Source organism: Plasticicumulans acidivorans, assembly GCF_003182095.1.
Lineage (GTDB): Bacteria > Pseudomonadota > Gammaproteobacteria > Competibacterales > Competibacteraceae > Plasticicumulans > Plasticicumulans acidivorans.
In genome coordinates this window covers 174141-192666 of sequence record NZ_QGTJ01000002.1, presented here as the reverse complement: position 1 = coordinate 192666, position 18526 = coordinate 174141, and the positions used below count along the sequence as shown (strand labels likewise).

General features: G+C 65.1%; 16 protein-coding genes. 11 read left to right on the top strand and 5 right to left on the bottom strand.

All coding sequences use genetic code 11. The features are described 5' to 3' along the window. Nucleotides 1-90: 90 nt before the first annotated feature. Nucleotides 91-765, bottom strand: coding sequence for a RadC family protein (radC, locus tag C7443_RS03430; protein ID WP_110017177.1), 675 nt, complete (start codon nt 763-765; stop codon nt 91-93). Nucleotides 766-853: 88 nt separating this feature from the next. Between radC and C7443_RS03425 the strand changes: the two genes are divergently transcribed. From C7443_RS03425 to C7443_RS03385, 9 genes are all read left to right on the top strand, one after another. Next, complete coding sequence (locus C7443_RS03425) at nt 854-1411, top strand: acyloxyacyl hydrolase (protein ID WP_170123473.1); 558 nt, start codon at nt 854-856, stop codon at nt 1409-1411. A gap of 39 nt (nt 1412-1450) precedes the next feature. Then, complete coding sequence (gene coaBC, locus C7443_RS03420) at nt 1451-2662, top strand: bifunctional phosphopantothenoylcysteine decarboxylase/phosphopantothenate--cysteine ligase CoaBC (protein WP_110017175.1); 1212 nt, start codon at nt 1451-1453, stop codon at nt 2660-2662. A 12-nt stretch (nt 2663-2674) separates the two neighbouring features. After that, the gene (gene dut, locus C7443_RS03415; RefSeq protein ID WP_110017174.1) at nt 2675-3130 is read left to right on the top strand and encodes a dUTP diphosphatase; all 456 of its coding nucleotides are present in this window, start codon (nt 2675-2677) and stop codon (nt 3128-3130) included. Continuing rightward, complete coding sequence (locus tag C7443_RS03410; protein WP_110017173.1) at nt 3130-4485, top strand: phosphomannomutase/phosphoglucomutase; 1356 nt, start codon at nt 3130-3132, stop codon at nt 4483-4485. The genes dut and C7443_RS03410 overlap by 1 nt, the downstream gene beginning before the upstream one ends. 18 nt (nt 4486-4503) lie before the next feature. Further along, complete coding sequence (gene argB, locus C7443_RS03405) at nt 4504-5397, top strand: acetylglutamate kinase (RefSeq protein ID WP_110017172.1); 894 nt, start codon at nt 4504-4506, stop codon at nt 5395-5397. Nucleotides 5398-5605: 208 nt separating this feature from the next. Next, nucleotides 5606-6628 (top strand): porin, encoded by a 1023-nt coding sequence (locus tag C7443_RS03400; RefSeq protein ID WP_110017171.1) that lies wholly within the window; start codon nt 5606-5608, stop codon nt 6626-6628. Nucleotides 6629-6863: 235 nt separating this feature from the next. Continuing rightward, nucleotides 6864-7877 carry a porin gene (locus C7443_RS03395; protein ID WP_170123472.1) on the top strand — a complete coding sequence of 338 codons (1014 nt, stop codon included), beginning with the start codon at nt 6864-6866 and terminating at the stop codon, nt 7875-7877. A 221-nt stretch (nt 7878-8098) separates the two neighbouring features. Further along, a complete protein-coding gene (locus tag C7443_RS03390) occupies nt 8099-9112 on the top strand; it encodes a porin (RefSeq protein ID WP_110017169.1) in 1014 nt (337 codons plus the stop codon). Between the two features lie 194 nt (nt 9113-9306). After that, nucleotides 9307-13161, top strand: coding sequence for a DUF3683 domain-containing protein (locus C7443_RS03385; protein ID WP_110017168.1), 3855 nt, complete (start codon nt 9307-9309; stop codon nt 13159-13161). 137 nt (nt 13162-13298) lie between these two features. On the opposite strand, the gene C7443_RS03380 is transcribed toward C7443_RS03385, so the two are convergent. Next, nucleotides 13299-14270 (bottom strand): helix-turn-helix domain-containing protein, encoded by a 972-nt coding sequence (locus tag C7443_RS03380; protein WP_110017167.1) that lies wholly within the window; start codon nt 14268-14270, stop codon nt 13299-13301. A 117-nt stretch (nt 14271-14387) separates the two neighbouring features. Between C7443_RS03380 and C7443_RS03375 the strand changes: the two genes are divergently transcribed. Next, on the top strand, nt 14388-14912 hold the full coding sequence (locus C7443_RS03375; protein WP_110017166.1) for a cysteine hydrolase family protein: 525 nt from the start codon (nt 14388-14390) through the stop codon (nt 14910-14912). Between the two features lie 129 nt (nt 14913-15041). On the opposite strand, the gene C7443_RS03370 is transcribed toward C7443_RS03375, so the two are convergent. Next, entirely contained in the window at nt 15042-15452 is a 411-nt protein-coding gene (locus C7443_RS03370) for a VOC family protein (protein ID WP_110017165.1), read from the bottom strand. 52 nt (nt 15453-15504) lie between these two features. Continuing rightward, nucleotides 15505-16683 (bottom strand): glycosyltransferase, encoded by a 1179-nt coding sequence (locus C7443_RS03365; RefSeq protein ID WP_110017164.1) that lies wholly within the window; start codon nt 16681-16683, stop codon nt 15505-15507. A gap of 93 nt (nt 16684-16776) precedes the next feature. On the opposite strand from C7443_RS03365, the gene C7443_RS03360 reads away from it, so the two are divergent. After that, nucleotides 16777-17577, top strand: a complete 801-nt coding sequence (locus tag C7443_RS03360; RefSeq protein WP_425467065.1) for an NAD-dependent protein deacylase — start codon at nt 16777-16779, stop codon at nt 17575-17577. Nucleotides 17578-17643: 66 nt separating this feature from the next. Here the strand turns inward: C7443_RS03360 and phbB are convergent, their stop codons facing one another. Then, nucleotides 17644-18384: an acetoacetyl-CoA reductase gene (gene phbB / locus C7443_RS03355; RefSeq protein WP_110017163.1), complete on the bottom strand. Its 741-nt coding sequence runs from the start codon at nt 18382-18384 to the stop codon at nt 17644-17646. Nucleotides 18385-18526: the final 142 nt, after the last annotated feature.

Sequence of the window (18526 nt, the reverse complement as noted above, 5' to 3'; positions counted from 1 at the left end):
CAACGGACGACTGCCCGTTGGGCCGCGAAAGGGCAGGCTTTATAGCAGAGAGCCGTCGACGAAACAAGCGGATGCGCGGCGGATGCCCGCTCACAGCAGGCCGCGTTCAGCAAACGAGGTGACCTGCGTGTCGCCGATGATGCAGTGATCGAGCACGCGGACATCGACCAGCGCCAGCGCATCGCGCAGGCGCTGGGTGATGGTTTCGTCGGCCAGGCTCGGTTCGGCGACGCCGGACGGATGATTGTGGGCGAGGATGACGGCGGCGGCATTGTGGTGCAGTGCGCGCTTGACGACCTGGCGCGGATGCACCGACGTGCCGTCGATGGTGCCGAAGAACAGCTCTTCGTAGGCGATCATGCGGTGGCGCGTGTCGAGAAACAGCACTGCGAAGACCTCGTGCGGTTGATGGCGCAGGCGCGCGGACAGATAGCGGCGCGTCGCCGAGACGCTGCTGAAGGTCTCGCCGCGGCACAGTTCGGCCTCCATGTGGCGGCGGGCGAGTTCCATGACGGCCTGCAGCTGCACGTATTTCGCGGTGCCCAGCCCGGGGCCGCGACTGAAGCGGGCGAGGTCGGCTTCGAGCAGGGGGCGCAAACCGCCGAACTCGCTGAGCAGGTCGCGGGCGAGGTCCACCGCGCTGCGCCCCGGCAGGCCGGTGCGCAGGAAAATGGCGAGCAGTTCAGCATCGGATAAGGCGTGCGGCCCGCGTTCAAGCAGTTTCTCGCGCGGGCGCTCGCTTTCAGGCCAGTCTCGGATCGACATGCAGCTCAACCTCCGTGTGCGCGCTGAATCGTCGAACAGGTCGGGTAGGATGACTCATCCAAAACATGGCGACTGCGGAGGAGATCACATGCGAAAGCGAAGGCAGGCCGGCTGGCGTGCCCTGCTGTTGGGGATGACGCTGACACTCAGCGGTTCGGCGATGGCGGTGGATCGCGTGGTGGTGGAGCTGGGTGGTGGCGACAATCTGCGTGGCGTCACCCGCATCGGTGCGACCTGGGACTGGCAGTCGCGCTGGTTCGCCGACGGTGACTGGTATCTCGGTGGCTACTGGGAGGCGGAGCTGGGGCGCTGGTGGTCGACGCAGGACAAGCCGGGGCACAAGGACATCACCGAGGTCGGCCTGACACCGGTGTTCCGCCTGCAGCAAACGCATCAGGACGGCATCTCGCCGTATGCCGAGCTCGGCGTCGGCTTGCACTTTCTGTCGAATACGCGGCTGAACGATCAGCGCAAGTTCGGTGAGAGTTTCCAGTTCGGCGATCACATCGGTTTCGGTGTGACGTTCGGCCAGCACCAAGCCTTCGATATCGGTTACCGCTTTCAGCATCTCTCCAATGCCGGTCTCGCCGGCGACAATTCCGGCATGAACCTGCATCTGCTGCATCTGGGGTATCGCCTGCCCTGAGTGCCGTCAGCCGACGGCCACAAGCCAAGGAGCTTTCCCGTGTCCGTACTCGCCAACCGTCGGGTGTTGCTCGGCGTGAGCGGCGGCATTGCCGCCTATAAAAGTGCCGATCTCGTGCGCCGCCTGCGTGAAGCCGGTGCCGAGGTGCATGTGGTGATGACGCCGGCGGCAACGAGTTTCGTCGCACCGCTGACTTTCCAGGCAGTGTCCGGGCGCGCGGTCAGCGTCGATCTGCTCGATCCGGCTGCCGAGGCCGGCATGAGCCACATCGAACTGGCGCGCTGGGCCGACCTGGTGCTGATCGCCCCCGCGTCTGCCGACGTGCTGGCGCGCCTGGCCGCCGGTCTCGCCAACGATCTGCTGAGCACGCTGTGTCTGGCCAGCGACCGGCCGCTGGCGGTGGCGCCGGCGATGAATCGGCAGATGTGGGCGCACGCGGCGACGCAGGCCAACGTCGAGCAGCTGCGCGCGCGCGGCGTGTTGATCTGGGGGCCGGGCAGCGGCGACCAGGCCTGCGGTGAAGTCGGCGCCGGGCGCATGCTCGAAGCGCTCGAACTGCGTGCGCGCGTCATCGAGCATTTTGCGCGCGATGATCGTCTGGTCGGTCATCGGGTGCTGATCACTGCCGGGCCGACCCGCGAGCCGCTCGATCCGGTGCGTTTCATCACCAACCGCTCGACCGGCCAGCAGGGGTTTGCGATCGCCGAAGCCTGCCTGGCGGCCGGTGCGCAGGTGACGCTGGTCGCCGGCCCGGTGAACCTGCCGACGCCGCCCGGCGCGGCGCGCATCGACGTCGAGACGGCGGCGCAGATGCATGCCGCGGTGATGCAGCAGGCACCGGCTCACGACCTGTTCATCGCCACCGCCGCCGTCGCCGACTACCGGGCTGCCGAGCCGGCCGAGCGCAAGCTGAAAAAGAGCGCTGAGACGCTCAGCATCGAGCTGGTGCGCAATCCCGACATCCTGGCGAGCGTCGCCGCACTCAGCGAACGGCGCCCGTTCTGTGTCGGCTTCGCGGCGGAAACACACGACGTCATCGCCTACGCGCGCGACAAGCTGCAGCGCAAACGCCTCGACCTGATCTGCGCCAACGAAGTCGGCGGCGGCAAGGGCTTCGAGGCGGACGACAATGCCTTGCATGTGCTGTGGGACGCCGGTGGCGTCGAGCTGCCGCGGCAGGGCAAGCGTGAGCTCGCCAATGCGCTGCTCGACGTCATCATTGAACGTTATCACGCCAGCCACGGCGCCTGAGCGGTAATCCTCATGCATACACTGCAGATCAAACTGCTCGATCCGCGCCTGGGGCGGGATATTCCGCTGCCGGGCTATGCCACCGCTGGCTCCGCCGGCATGGATCTGCGCGCCGCACTTGAAGCACCGCTGTGCATCGAGCCGGGCGCCACGGTGCTGATCCCGACCGGCTTTGCGCTGCATATCGGCGATCCGGGGCTCGCCGCGGTGCTGCTGCCGCGCTCCGGCCTCGGCCACAAGCACGGCATCGTGCTCGGCAATCTGGTCGGCCTGATCGATTCCGACTACCAGGGGCAGTTGTTCGTCTCGGTGTGGAATCGCGGCCGGGAAGCCTTCACCGTCGAAGTCGGCGAGCGCATCGCACAGATGGTCATCGTGCCGGTGGTGCAGGCGCATTTCGAGATCGTCGATGAGTTCGCCGACTCGGCGCGCGGCAGCGGTGGCTTCGGCCATTCGGGGCGGCACTGATGGAGCATGTGTTCCGGGCTTATGACATCCGTGGTCGGGCCGGCAGCGAGCTCAACGCCGGCTTCGCCTATGAACTCGGCCAGGCCATCGGCAGCGAGGCGCAGGCGCGTGGCGTCGGTCTGATCGTCGTCGGCCGCGATGGCCGCCGCTCCAGTCCGAGTTTGGCGACGGGGTTGCGTGAAGGGCTGATGGCCAGCGGGGTCGACGTCTACGACGCCGGCATGCTGACGACGCCGGCGCTGTATGTCGCCGCGCAGCTGAGCGGGCAGGGGGCCGGTGTGATGGTCACCGGCTCGCACAACCCGCCGGCCGACAATGGCTTCAAGATCGTCTTCGACGGTGCAGCGCTGTATGGCGAGGCGATTCAAAGTCTGCGCCGGCGCATCGAGGCGCGGGATTACGCCGTCGGCCGCGGCCGTGAACGGCCGCTGGAGTGCCTGCCGGAGTACCTTGATCGGCTGGTCGCCGGTTTTGCACTGGCCAAGCCGTTGAAAGTCGTCGTCGATGCCGGCAGCGGCGTCGCCGCGCTGACGGCGCCGGCGGCGCTGCGCCGGCTCGGCTGCGAGGTCGTCGAAGTGTGCTGTGAGGTCGATGGCAGCTTTCCGGTGCATCACCCGGACCCGCTGGTGCCGGCGAATCTGGCCTTGCTGCAGCAGCGTGTCGTCGAAACCGGCGCGGCGCTGGGCCTGGCATTCGACGGCGACGCTGATCGCCTCGGCGTCGTCACCGATGACGGTGAAATCATCTGGCCGGACCGGGTGATGATGGCGCTGGCCTGCGCGGTGCTGCGCTGCCATCCGGGCGCGCCGATCGTGTTCGATGTGAAATGTTCGGCGCGACTGGCCCAGCAGGTGCGCGAATGCGGCGGGTGCCCCGAGCTGTGGCGGACCGGTCACAGCCTGATCAAGGCGCGTCGCCGTGAGCTGGATGCGCCCTTTGCCGGCGAATTCAGCGGTCATCTGTGTTTTGCCGACTGGTTCGGCATCGATGACGCGTTGTATGCCGGCTTGCGCCTCGTCGATCTGCTGGCGCGGGACGGGCGCAGCGCCAGCGCGCTGTTCGCCGATTACCGTACCGGTGTCGCCACACCGGAGCTGCGGGTGGCGTGCGCGGCGCCGCACGCGCTGGTCGAGCGGGCCCTGGCAGAGCTGCACTGGCCTGACGCCCGGGTGGTCACGATCGACGGCCTGCGCGTCGAATGGTCCGACGGCTGGGGACTGTTGCGGGCATCCAACACTGAACCCTGTCTGGTGCTGCGTGCCGAAGCCGGTGATGCGGATACACTGGCAGCGATCAAGGCGCGTCTCGCTGTTGCTCTGGCGCAACTCGACCCGTCCCTGAAGCTTCCTGAGTAAATTTTCGAGAGGTGGCCGATGCCCCTGACAACCGACGCGGCGATGAAGGTCGCCCATATCCTCACCGAAGCCCTGCCCTACATTCAGCGCTATTACGGCAAGACCATCGTCATCAAGTTCGGTGGCAACGCGATGGAGAGCGAGGAGGTTCAGTCGAGCTTCGCGCGTGATGTCGTGCTGATGAAGACCGTCGGCATCAACCCGGTCGTCGTGCACGGCGGCGGTCCGCAGATCGGCACACTGCTCAAAGCCCTGGGCAAGGAAAGCCGTTTCGTCGACGGCCTGCGGGTGACCGACGCCGAGACCATGGACGTTGTCGAAATGGTGCTTGGCGGCCTGGTCAACAAGCAGATCGTCAGCCTGATCAACAAGCACGGCGGCAAGGCGGTCGGTCTGACCGGCAAGGACGCAGACTTGATCCGCGCCCGCAAACTGGCCTACAGCCGCAAGACACCGGAGATGAATACGCCGGAAATCATCGACCTGGGCCATGTCGGTGAGGTCGAATCGATCGATGCATCGATCATCCAGATGCTCGTCGCCGGCGATTTCATCCCGGTCATCGCGCCGACCGGCGTCGGGCCGAACGGCCGGGCCTACAACATCAATGCCGATACCGTCGCGGGCAAAGTGGCTGAAGCCCTCAAGGCCGAGAAGTTCATGCTGCTCACCAACATCAGCGGCATTCTCGATAAAGAGGGCAACCTGCTGACCGGCATGTCGGCCCGGCAGGTCGATGAACTGATCGCCGACGGCACGATCTATGGCGGCATGTTGCCAAAGGTCCGCTGTGCGCTCGATGCCGTACGCGGTGGCGTGAAAACCTCGTTGATCCTCGATGGGCGCGTTCCCCATTCGGTGCTGGTGGAGCTGTTTACCGACGAGGGTGTCGGCACGCTGATTCGTGGGTGATCGGCAATGAAACCTGCTGCTGTTTGTCATGAAGCTGACAAGTAGCGGTCTCTCATCGGCTTTGTCATCGCTTGAGCGTTGCAGTACCGCAACAGATTGCTGAAATTTTGTTGTAAACTTGCTTGCATGTTGCGCTGCGGCAGCGTATAAATTCTCCCAACACCGCTGTTGCGGTCACGCCTCAAGCGTCTTCATAAAGGAGCCTTCCATGAACAAGAGCATGCTCGCCCTCGCCGTTCTCGGTGCCCTGGCCGCTACCGCTGCCCAGGCCGAGACCACCCTCTACGGTTCTGCCCGTGCCGGCGTCGAATACACCCAGGGCAAGGGTGACAGCGACCTGTCGTCGTGGGACGTCGCCAACCAGGCCTCGCGTCTCGGCGTGAAGGGTTCTGAGGACCTGGGTGGTGGCCTGAGCGCCATCTATCAGTACGAGTTCGGCGTCAAGATCGACGGTTCGAGCGACGGTAGCCCGTTCAGCCAGCGCCTGAGCTTCGTCGGCTTGAAGGGCGGTTTCGGTAGCGTGACGATCGGTCGCCAGTACCGTCCGGCCTACCTGTACGTCAGCCAGTACACCGACATTTTCAACGGCAACATCACCAACCCCTACTCGCTGACCTCTGAGAATCAGCGCGTCAGCGATGCCCTCGCCTATGTCACCCCGGACTTCAGCGGTTTCTCCGCTGCTGCCGCGGTGATCATGAACGGCAATGGCCAGAACAATAAGTATCCGAGCGTCAACTCGAACCGCGAAGACCTCGACGCGTTCGAAATGGGCCTGGGCTACAGCAACGGCGGTCTGAACATCGGTCTGTCGTATTCGTACCAGCCGGATGGCGGCGCTGCGGTGGCCTCTGTCGATAACGTGTTCGGTGCCAAGTTCAACCACTACGGTATCGGCGGCAGCTACACCATCGGTGGTTTCACCGGCGGCTTCTCGTATGAATACACTGACTTCGACAAGTCCGAGCTCGGTAACATCCAGGGCTACGGTGTCGTCCTCGGCTACGACGTGACGGCGAACGATACGGTTCGTGCCACCTGGGGCCGCTTCGACTGGGACAAGGTGTATAACGACAACATGGATACGTGGGGCGTCGGCTTCGAGCACCGCCTGAGCAAGCGTACGATGGCTTATGTCGAGTACGTCGACAGCGACCAGCCGTACTATGTCGGCAGCTTCGACGACGAAGGCGGCAAGTACTTCACTGTCGGTATGCGGCACGACTTCTAAGCAATTATCTGCTTAGACTTTTTCAGTCGGACCATGGAAAGGGCGCCTGCGGCGCCCTTTCTTTTTGCGCAGCAGGGAAATTTACGATTGCATGCTGTGTTGCAACAAAGACACTGATGTATTTTTTTTGCGACTTGGCGTTGCTTTTTGGATGATGCATGTATATAAAGCCCTTCAACGAAGCGCAATAATTTGCTTTGTTGTAAAAATACAACACCATCTGGGAGTGCAATCCATGAATAAGAATCTCGTTGCACTGGCCGTTGCCAGCGCCCTCGTAGCGGCCTCTGCTGCTCACGCCGAGACAACGCTGTATGGTTCCGCCCGTGCCGGCGTGACCTATACCGATCCGGACAAGGGCAAGAGCAACTGGGACGTCAAGAACGAAGCCTCGCGCCTGGGTGTCAAGGGTTCGGAAGACCTGGGTGGTGGTCTGAAGGCCATTTATACGTATGAGTTCGGCGTCAACATCGACGGCAGCAGCACCGGCAACCCGTTCAATCAGCGCCTGAGCTATGTCGGCCTGACTGGTGGTTTCGGTACCGTCCAGATCGGTCGCATGTGGTCGGCTCCGTACGTGTATGTCGGTAGCCTGACTGATGTGTTCAACTCCGCCAGCGCTGGTGGCACGAACATCGGCTGGGATCGTTTGAACTCAACGATCAACGGCAATACCGGCACCATCAACGGTGCTGACCGTGTCAGCGACGTGGTGGCCTACATCACGCCGAATTTCTCTGGCTTTTCAGGCGCTGCGGCAGTTGTCATGAATGGTGACGGCCAGAACAGCAGCACCAACCGCGAAGACATCGATGCCTATGACATCGCTGCCGGTTACACGATGGGCGGCCTGCAGGTCGGTGCGTCGTATCGTGACTTCAAGGCGCTGGACTACACCCAGTGGACCGCCGGTGCCGGCTACAAGTTTGGCGATTTCCGTGTTGCGGCGACCTACAGCGCCCGTGACAACGGTTCCGACAACGTCAACGGCAAGGAAACTGATCCGTCCGTGTGGGAAGCTCTTGCCGAATACACCTTCGGCAACAATGTCATCCGTGCCGGTTATTCTTCGTATGACCACGATACCAAGGCTGATGACACCGACGAGTGGAAGCTCGGCTACCAGTACAACCTGAGCAAGCGCACCCGCCTGTGGGTTGAGTACGCTGACGAGTCCAATGCCGGCTCCGTGAAGAGCTCGCAGTACGACACCAGCTGGCTGTCGATCGGTATGCGTCACGACTTCTGATTTACTTGCTTCACCAGAAAAGGGCGCCTTCGGGCGCCCTTTTTTTGTTTGATGCGTCGAGACAGCCGTACGTGCCCGAACTTTGTTGCAGAAAAGCTACGTGTGTATTTTTATCGCTACTAAACGTTGCTTTCTAGCCGCGCTGTGTATATAAAGCACACTAACGAAGCACAACAAGCCGCTTTGTTGTTCTAATGCAAACATGATCGGGGAGCATTTCCATGGACAAGAAGCTAATCGCGCTGGCTGTTGCTGGTGCTCTCGCGGCCACCGCCGCTGCGCATGCTGAAACGACGCTGTACGGTTCCGCCCGTGCCGGTGTGACCTACACCGATCCGGACAAGGGCAAGAGCAACTGGGACGTCAAGAACGAGTCCTCGCGCCTGGGTGTCAAGGGTTCAGAGGATCTGGGTGGCGGTCTGAAGGCCATCTACACGTATGAATTTGGTGTCAACATCGACGGCAACAGCTCCGGCAACCCGTTCAATCAGCGCCTGAGCTACCTCGGCCTGACTGGTGGTTTCGGTACCGTCCAGCTTGGTCGCATGTGGTCGGCGCCGTATCTGTTCGTTGGTCGCCTGACTGACGTGTTCAACTCTTCCAGCGCGCTCGATACCAGCATCGGCTGGAATCGTTTGAGCTCCCTGACCAATGACAACACCGGTACCAGCGGCGGCGGCGACCGTGTCAGCGACGTGCTGGCCTACATCACGCCGAACTTCTCCGGCTTCCAGGCTGCTGGCGCTGTCGTCATGAACGGCAACGGCCAGAACAGCAGCACCAACCGTGAAGACATCGATGCCTACGACATCGCTGCCGGCTACACGCTGGGCGGGTTCGAAGTTGGTGCGTCGTATCGTGACTTCAAGGCGCTGGACTACACCCAGTGGACCGCTGGCGCCGGTTACAAATTCGCGGATTTCCGTGTTGCGGCGACCTACAGCGCCCGTGACAACGGTTCCGACAACGTCAATGGCAGTGAAGTCGATCCGTCCGTGTGGGACGTCATCGGTGAGTACACTTTCGGCAACAATGTCGTGCGTGCCGGTTACTCGTCCTATGACCACGACACCAAGGCTGATGACACCGACGTCTGGAAGCTCGGCTACCAGTACAACCTGAGCAAGCGCACCCGCCTGTGGGTTGAATACGCCGACCAGACCAACGCCGGCGCCGATAAGGCCACGCAGTACGACACCAGCTGGCTGTCGATCGGCATGCGCCACGACTTCTGATCCCGTCGCCGACGACGGATCGACCCACGACGGGCACCTTCGGGTGCCCGTCTTGTTTTGTCCGGAGTTTACCGGTGCCGTCTGGCAGGGCACCGCTTTGCGTCGACGCTGTTGTTGTGTCAGCCGGTGAGCCTGTCGATAATCGGCGGTTCCCTCGAATTCACCTGCGCACTGCGCGCAAGCAGAGTGGCGTCATGAGCAGTCAGCCGGCCCGCATTCGCGAGATTCCGTACAACTACACCTCGTTCTCCGACCGTGAGATCGCCATCCGTTATCTCGGTGAGTCCACTTGGCGGACGATCGAGGCCCTGCGCGAGACCCGGCGCACTGGACGCTCGGCACGGATGCTGTTCGAAATCCTGGGTGACATGTGGGTCGTCGACCGCAATCCGTACCTGCAGGACGATCTGCTGGAGAATCCGAAGCGTCGGGACGCGCTGATCGGTGCGTTGCATCATCGTCTGGCGCAGATGCGCGGGCGTGCCGATGGCAACGCGCTGGCGCTGGAGCTGATCAGCGAGACCGAGCGTGCGGTGGCGCGCTTCGAGCGCTGGTTCCCGGAGCAGGAGGCTCTGCGCCATGCCGTGATGAAGCGCCTGAGCGGCGTCACGCGCAAGGACAACATTCAGTTCGACGGCCTGGCGCGGGTTTCCCACGTGACCGATGCCACTGACTGGCGCGTCGAGTACCCGTTCGTCGTGCTCTGCCCGGACACCGAAGCCGAGGTCGCGCCGATCGTTGCCGCCTGCATCGAGCTTGGCCTGACCATCGTGCCGCGGGGCGGTGGCACCGGCTACACCGGCGGCGCGATCCCGCTGGATGCGAAGTCGGCCGTCATCAATACCGAAAAACTCGAAGCGCTGTCGGCCGTGGCCTATGGCGAGCTGCCGGGCGTCGATGCCCGCGTGGCCACCGTGCGCGCCGAGGCCGGCGTGGTGACGCGTCGCGTATCCGACCTGGCGGCGACGCAGGGGCTGGTGTTCGCGGTCGACCCGACCTCGCAGGACGCCAGCACCATCGGCGGCAACATCGCGATGAACGCCGGTGGCAAGAAGGCGGTGCTGTGGGGCACGACGCTGGACAATCTGGTGTCCTGGCGCATGGTGACGCCGGACGGCAACTGGCTCGAAGTCGAGCGCCTCAATCACAACCTCGGTCGCATCCACGATCAGGAAACCGTGAGTTTCCGCCTGAGCCGCTATGCACCCGATGGCGTCACCGTGCTCGGCGAGCCCGAGCTGCTGAGCATGCCGGGTGCCAGTCTGCGCAAGGCGGGGCTGGGCAAGGACGTCACCGACAAATTCCTCGGCGGTCTGCCGGGTGTGCAGAAGGAAGGCTGCGACGGCCTGATTACCTCCGGCGTGTTCGTGCTGCACCGCATGCCCAAGTACCTGCGCACGGTCTGCCTGGAGTTCTTCGGCACCGATCTGGCGCAGGCCGTGCCGGCCATCGTCGAGATCAAAGACTACCTCGATCGCAAGGAAGGCGTGGTGATGTCCGGCCTCGAACACCTCGACGAGCGCTACGTCAAGGCGGTCAAGTACATGACCAAGGCCGCGCGGCACGAGCGTCCGAAGATGGTGCTGATCGCCGACATCGCCTCGGACGACGAAACCCTGGTCGGCGAGGCCGCCTCGCAGGTCGTGCGCTTGGTCAACGCCCGCGACGGTGAAGGCTTCATCGCCGTCAGCCCGGAGGCGCGCAAGCGCTTCTGGCTCGACCGTTCGCGCACCGCCGCGATCTCGCGCCACACCAACGCCTTCAAGATCAACGAAGACGTCGTCATCCCGCTCGACCGGCTCAACGAGTACAACCAGGGCATCGAGCGCATCAACATCGAGCAGTCGATCCGCAACAAGCTGCAGACCATCGATGCCGTGCTCGGTTACCTCGCCGGCGAGCTGCCCGAGGCGCGACGCAGTGCGGATTTCGAGGCCAGCGCCGAAGGCGACGCGATCCTCGACGCCAAGCGCGCGGCAGCGCGGGCACGGCTGGAATCGGTGCGTGCGCGCTGGACGGTGCTGCTCGAACAGATGGACGCGCCCGCTGCGGCGCATGCCGACGTGCTGGGGGCGGAGGTGCAGGCCAGGCTGCGGCCGCAGGACCGCGTGCTCGATCTGCTGCTGCGCCGCGACCTGCGCGTGTCCTACCGCCGCGAGGTCGAGCGGGCGCTGAAGGAGATCTTCGGTGGTCAGGATCTCGACGCCGTGCGCAAGCGTCTCGACGCGATCCATGCCGAGCACCGCACCAGCCGCCTGTTCGTCGCGCTGCACATGCATGCCGGCGACGGCAACGTGCACACCAACATCCCGGTGCATTCCAACGACTACGAGATGATGCACGAGGCCGAGCGCGTCGTGGCGCGCATCATGGCGCTGGCGCGTTCGCTCGATGGCGTGATCTCCGGTGAGCACGGCATCGGCCTGACCAAGATCCAGTATCTCGATCCGGCGGCGGTCGACGCCTTTGCCAGCTACAAGGCCAGGATCGACCCCGCGGGGCATTTCAACCGCGGCAAGCTGATGCCGGGCTCGGGGCTGGGCAATGCCTACACACCGTCCCTGCGCCTGGTCGAGCAGGAAGCGCTGATCCTCGAACAGAGCGAACTCGGCGCCCTCAACGAAGACATCAAGAACTGCCTGCGCTGCGGCAAGTGCAAGTCGGTGTGCAACACGCACATCCCGCGCGCCAACCTGCTCTATTCACCGCGCAACAAGATCCTCGCCACCGGCCTGATCATCGAAGCCTTCCTCTACGAGGAGCAGACACGGCGCGGTATTTCGGTGCGTCACTTCGACGAGATGAACGACGTCGCCGACCACTGCACGGTCTGCCACAAGTGCGAGAACCCGTGCCCGGTCGACATCGACTTCGGCGACGTGTCGATCCGCATGCGCAAGATCCTTACCGAGCGCGGGCAGAAGCACAGCCGTCTGGCGACCCAGGCGGCGATGGCCTTCCTCAATGCCAAAGACCCGCGCAGCGTGCACTGGCTGCACAAGGGTGTGGTCGAGTGGGGCGCCAAGGCACAGGTGCTCGGCTACGAGCTGGCGAAGAAGTTCGGCCTCTCCGGCAAGCCGGAGCAGCCGCATTCCACCACCGGCGGCATGTCGATCAAGGCGCAGGTGGTGCACTTCGTCAAAAAGCCGATGCCGCGCGGCCTGCCCAGCCGCACCACGCGCCAGCTGCTCGGTCTGGAAGATCCGAAGATCGTGCCGATCATCCGCGATCCGGTGAAGACCGCCGACGACGCCGACGCGGTGTTCTATTTCCCCGGCTGCGGTTCGGAGCGCCTGTTCAGCCAGGTCGGTCTGGCGACGCTGGCGATGCTCTACGAGGTCGGTACGCAGACGGTGCTGCCGCCGGGCTACCTGTGCTGCGGTTATCCGCAGACCGCCGGCGGCCAGCAGGCCAAGGGTGAGGTGATCACCACCGAAAACCGGGTGCTGTTCCACCGCGTCGCCAACACGCTGAACTATCTCGACATCAAGACCGTGATCGTCTCCTGCGGCACCTGCATGGATCAGCTGCTGAAGTACGAGTTCGAGCGCATCTTCCCCGGCTGCCGCTTGCTCGACATCCACGAGTACCTGATGGAGAAGGGCGTGTCGCTCGCCGGCGTGCCCGGCGTCAAATACCTCTACCACGATCCCTGCCACACCCCGATGAAGGTCCACAACCCGGTGCAGGTGGCCTCCAGGCTGCTCGGCGGCGCCGAGGTGCGCCTGTCGGAGCGTTGCTGCGGCGAGGCCGGCACGCTCGCCGTCTCACGCCCGGATATCGCCACGCAGGTGCGCTTCCGCAAGGAGGCCGAGCTCAAGCAGGGCATCGCGGCGCTCAGCGGCGCCGAGCGTGTCATCGACGGCAACGTCAAGCTGCTGACCTCCTGCCCGGCCTGCCAGCAGGGCCTGAGCCGCTACGCCGACGACACCGGCCTCGACACCGACTACATCGTCGTCGAGCTGGCCAACCGCCAGCTGGGGGAGGGCTGGCAGCAGCGCTTCATCGAGCGCGCCAACCAGGGCGGTATCGAAAAAGTGCTGCTCTAAGCGCCTGCTCGACGCGCGCTGCGGGGCGCGGTGGTGATCTGCGGGCGGCCGTCGAACGGTCGCCCGTTTTTCGTTTGCGGGAGTGTCTGCGGGTCGGGAGGGGGGCGGTGCGGCGTGCGCGGTTCGCGGCGTGGCCATTACTCGCGGAAGAGTTTTCGCCATTGCGTCGGCGAGACGCCGAACTGACGGCGGAAGTGCCATCGCAGCGCTTCCGGCGAGCCGAATCCGGCTTTCTCGGCGACACGCTCGATGCTGGCGTCCGTCGCCTCCAGCAGGCGCTGCACATAGGCGAGGCGGGCGGCGAGCAGCCAGGGCAGGAAGCTCGTGCCGGTGAGCTGCTTGAACTGCCGCGTGAAGCTGCGGCGGCTCATCTGCGCCCGCGCGGCCATGCTGTCGACGCTGTGCGTCGAGCCGAGGTTGGCCCGCACCCAGTCGAACAGCTCCGAGAGCCGCGAATTCGCGCGACTCTCGGGGATCGGCTGTTCGATGAACTGCGCCTGACCACCCTGACGGTGCGGCGGCACCACCAGTCGCCGGGCCGCGCTGTTGGCCACTTCCGCCCCGCAGCGCTGGCGCAGCAGGTACAGGCAGCAATCGATACCCGCAGCGGTGCCGGCGGAGGTGACGACTCCATCCGCCTCGACGTAGAGGACGTCGGCATCGAGGCGGACCGCCGGATAACGCGCGGCAAAGTCCTGCGCGTAGGCCCAGTGTGTGGTGGCGGCGCGCCCGTCGAGCAGGCCGGCCTCGGCGAGCACGTAAGCGCCCAGGCACAGGCCGACCAGGGTCGCGCCGCGCCGATGGGCTGCGTTCAAGGCCTGCAGCAGGTCTGCAGCGGGTCGTTCGCCGGGTTCGCGCCAGCTTGGCACGATCACCAGATCGGCCTGCTCCAGTACCGAGAGTCCATGCTCGACGGCGATGGCGAAGCCGGCCGTGGTCTGCAGTGGCTTCGTCTCGGCCGCGCAGACTTTGAGCTCGAAGGTCTGGCTGCCGGGACGCTCGTCACCGAAGACGACGCAGGGCACCGCGAGGTGGAAGGGGCTGATGCCATCGAAGGCGACGACCGCGATACGCAGCGCGCGGGCGGTGTCGGCGACAGCGGCAGGCATTGGCGGGCTCCGTGACGAGAATGGCCCATTCTTGCCGATGGCGGGCGATCGGGCCAATGGTGTGCCTGTCCTGCGCGGCGAACAATGCGCTCTCCGAAGTCGCAACAGAGCACTGCCATGAGCCAGCCCGCGTTGATCATCATCGATCTGCAGAACGACTACTTCGCCGACGGCGCCTTCCCGCTGTGCAATGCCGAGCCGACCCTGGAGGCCGTCGAACGGGCGATCCGCAAGGCGCAGGCGCGAGCCTTGCCGGTGGTCCTCATCCAGCACGTCGTCGATCCGGTGGCAGGCAAGGCCCCGTTCTTCAACGCCGATACGCAGGGCGTGAAGATCCACCCGCGTATCCTCGCCGCCGCCGCGCAGGCGCCCGTCGTCGTCAAGCGCTACGCCGACAGCTTCGATGGCACCGTGCTGCAGGAAACGCTGCAGGCGCTCGGCGTCGACGAGCTGATCCTGTGCGGGATGATGACGCATAACTGCGTCACCCATACCGCCCTGTCCCGCTGCGCCGATGACTACGCGCGGGTCACGGTGCTGAGTGACGCCACGGCCACGGTCAGCGAGATTCTGCAGCGGATCGCCCTGGGGGCGCTGGCGCGGCGGGTGACGCTGGCCTCGGTCGACGAAGTACTCGGTTGACCGTGAGCCGACCGCCACTGGCGGCAGCGCCCGGATGTTCGTGAATGTCAGGCGGCGCACCGCGCATGACGACAGTCCTGTCGGGCACCGGCGCCTGCCGTTCAGGCTCGGCGGTGCGGGATCTGCCGCTCAGTGCGCGAAGATTTCCTGCTCGCGGCGAAAGGCCTTGAACTCCAGCGCGTTGCCGCTCGGGTCGAGCAGGAACATCGTCGCCTGCTCGCCGGGCTGGCCGACGAAGCGCACCTGCGGTTCGAGCACGAAATGCACGGCCCGCGCACGCAGCCGCGCAGCCAGCGCCTGAAACGCATCCCAGTCGAGGATCGCGCCGAAGTGCGGCATCGGCACCGCCTTGCCGTCGACTTCGCCGTAGGCGTCGGTGGCTGCCGGGCGGCCGAGATGCGCCGAGAGCTGGTGGCCGAAAAACTCGAAGTCGACCCAGCTCGCCGTGCTGCGGCCTTCACGGCAGCCGAGCAGCTCACAGTAAAAGGCGCGCGTGGTGTCGAGGTCGGTGACCAGGAAGGCGTAATGAAAGGGTGGCATCGGCGGGCTCCGGGGGGCGAGGCGAAGGCGCAGCATACGCCTGCCGCCGCGCTTAACCCTCGGCCAGCGCCACCCGCGCGGACACCGGCAGCCGCGTGGCGTAGAACTCGGCCAGCGCCGTCGCCATCGCCGCCGCCGACCACTCGCCGGCGAAGTCGACGGCCTCATCGGCCAGGCGCCGGCGCAGCGAGGCGTCGCCGAGCAGGCGTGCGCATTGCCCGGCAAAGTGTTCGACGTCCTCCTCGGCGACCAGCGCTCCGCGTGCCTGGCCGACGATGTCGCGCGTGCCCATGACCGCCGTCGATACCACCGGCACGCCGAGGCTCATCGCCTCCAGCAGCACCAGGCCCTGGGTTTCGGTGCGCGAGGCGAAGACGAAGGCGTCGCCGGCGCAGTAGCAGTCCGGCAGGTCATGGCCGCGATCGAGGTAGCCGACGAACAGCACGTGCTGTTCCAGCCCGAGGCGGTTGCTCAGCCGGCGCAGGTGCTCGCGTGCCGGCCCCTCGCCGGCGATCACCAGCAGCACCTCGCTGAGCTGGCGACGCAGCACGGCGAGCATGTGCAGCAGGAAGTCGATGTTCTTTTCATGGGCGACGCGGCCGATGTGTACCAGCAGCGGGCGTTCGGTGGCGATGCCGTGGCGGCGGCGGAAGGCGGCGCCGTCGCCGGGGCGCAGTGCGCCGGGTTCGAGTCCGGTCGGGATCACCTGCGCGGCGGCGGCGACGCCGTAGCCGCGCAGCACGTCGAGCATTGCCTGCGAGGGCACCACCAGCGCGTCGAGTTCATTGCACTGCGTGCGCGAAAAACGCCGGGCGGCGGCCCGTGACCACTCGCGCGGCAGCCACGGCAGGTAGTGGAACAGGTATTCCTCGAAGAAGGTGTGGTAGCTCTCGACCACCGGCAGGCCGAGGCGGCGGCCGAGGCGCACGCCGAGCCAGTGGGCGACGAAGGGCGTCTGCACGTGGATCAGGTCGAAGCGGCGCGCGCGCAGGGTTTCGGTCAGCGCCAGCACGGCGCCGACGCGCATCATGCGGTCTTCGGGGTCGACGATGACGCGGCGCGCGGGGATGCGCAGCAGGTCGTCTTCGACCGTATCATCCTCGCTGTAGCGCGGTGCGATCAGGCAGACTTCATGCCCCTGGGCGATCAGTGCGCGGCGAAAGGTGCGGATCGACGTCGATACGCCGTTGACGCGCGGAAAGTACACGTCCGAAAGCATCAGGATCTTCATGGGTAAGGCGCGTGCTCGCAGAGTGTGGATGCGCGTCCAGCGTATGACCGCAAGGTTGCCGTTTCGCGAAGCGGCGACGACGGGGGAGGGAGCGTGGCCGACGATCAACAGGACAATGCAGCGAATGACGCCTTCGAGGCGGCGATCGCGGCGACCATCGAGGTGCTGTCGGGCGCGCGGCGCCTGCTGTTCATCACCGGTGCCGGCATTTCCGCCGACTCCGGGCTGCCGACCTACCGCGGCATCGGCGGGCTCTACGACGATCGCCACACCGACGACGACATCCCGATCGAGCGGGCCCTGTCGGGGCCGATGCTGTATCGCCGGCCGGAGATCACCTGGAAGTACCTCGCCGAGATCGAGGGTGCCTGCCGTGGCGCGAAGTTCAATGCCGCGCACGCGGCGATCGCGGCCTTCGAGCGGCATTTCGCGCATGTGTGCGTGCTGACGCAGAACATCGACGGTTTCCACCGCGCCGCCGGCAGTCGCAACCTGATCGAGATCCACGGCGACATCCACGACGTCTACTGCACCGAGTGCGAGTGGAACGCCACCATCCGCGACTTCAGTGAGCTGCCGGGGATTCCGCCGAGCTGTCCGCGCTGTGCGGCACTGGTGCGCCCGCGCGTGGTGCTGTTCGGCGAGAACCTGCCGGATCACGCCATCGCCCATTACTACCGCGAGCTCGACGACGGCTTCGATGCCGTGTTCAGCATCGGCACCACCAGCGTGTTCCCGTATATCGCCGGGCCGGTGCTGATCGCCGCGCAGTCCGGCGTGCCGACCATCGAGATCAATCCCGGTGATACGCGCGTCTCCGGCATCGTCGACATCCGCATCCGCAGCGGCGCGGCGCTGGCGCTGTCGACGCTGCACGATCGCCTGTTCGCCTGATTCCACAGGCGCAAAAAAGCCGGCGCAGCCACCCGCGCCGGCCGTTTTCAGCGGCGATCGCCAGCCTCAGAACATGTGCTGACCGCCGTTGATCGCGATGTTGGCGCCGGTCAGGAAGGCAGCTTCCTCGGAGCACAGGTAGGCGACCAGGCCGGCGACTTCGTTCGGCTCGCCGAGGCGGCCCATCGGGATCTGCGGCAGGATCTTCGAGTCGAGCACTTCCTGCGGGATCGCGCGGACCATCTTGGTGCCGATGTAGCCCGGCGAGATGGTGTTGACGGTCACGCCCTTCTTGCAGACCTCCAGCGCCAGCGACTTGGTGAAGCCGTGCATGCCGGCCTTGGCGGCCGCGTAGTTGGTCTGGCCGAAGGCACCCTTGCTGCCGTTGACCGAGGAGATATTGACGATCCGTCCCCAGCCGCGCGCCATCATGTCGTCCATGACCTGCTTGGTCATGTTGAACACGGAGTCGAGGTTGGTGTGGATGACGGCGTCCCAGTCTGCCTTCGTCATCTTCTTGAAGGTCATGTCACGGGTGATGCCCGCGTTGTTGACCAGGACATCGATCGGACCGACTTCTTCGGTGATCTGCTTGACGCAGCTGACGCAGGAGTCGAAGTCGGTGACATCGACCGGATAGGCGTAGAAGTTGTAGCCCTGAGCCTTCATCTTCTCCAGCCAGTCGGCAGCCTTGTTGTTGCCAGGCGAGTAGGTCGCGACAACCGTGTCGCCCAGCGCCGCCAGCTTGAGGCAGATCGCCTCCCCAAGGCCGCCCATGCCGCCGGTCACTACTGCCAATCGTGCCATTGTCTGCTCCTCACTTAAGCTCGATTCAGGGATGTCGCGCCTGCCGCCTGTGGCGGTCTTGTCCGGCGGACGCCTGCGAGGCCGTCCACGGCGGTGGCACGTTGTGTTTAGACTGAAGTCGCACGGGGAGGCGAACGGCCGG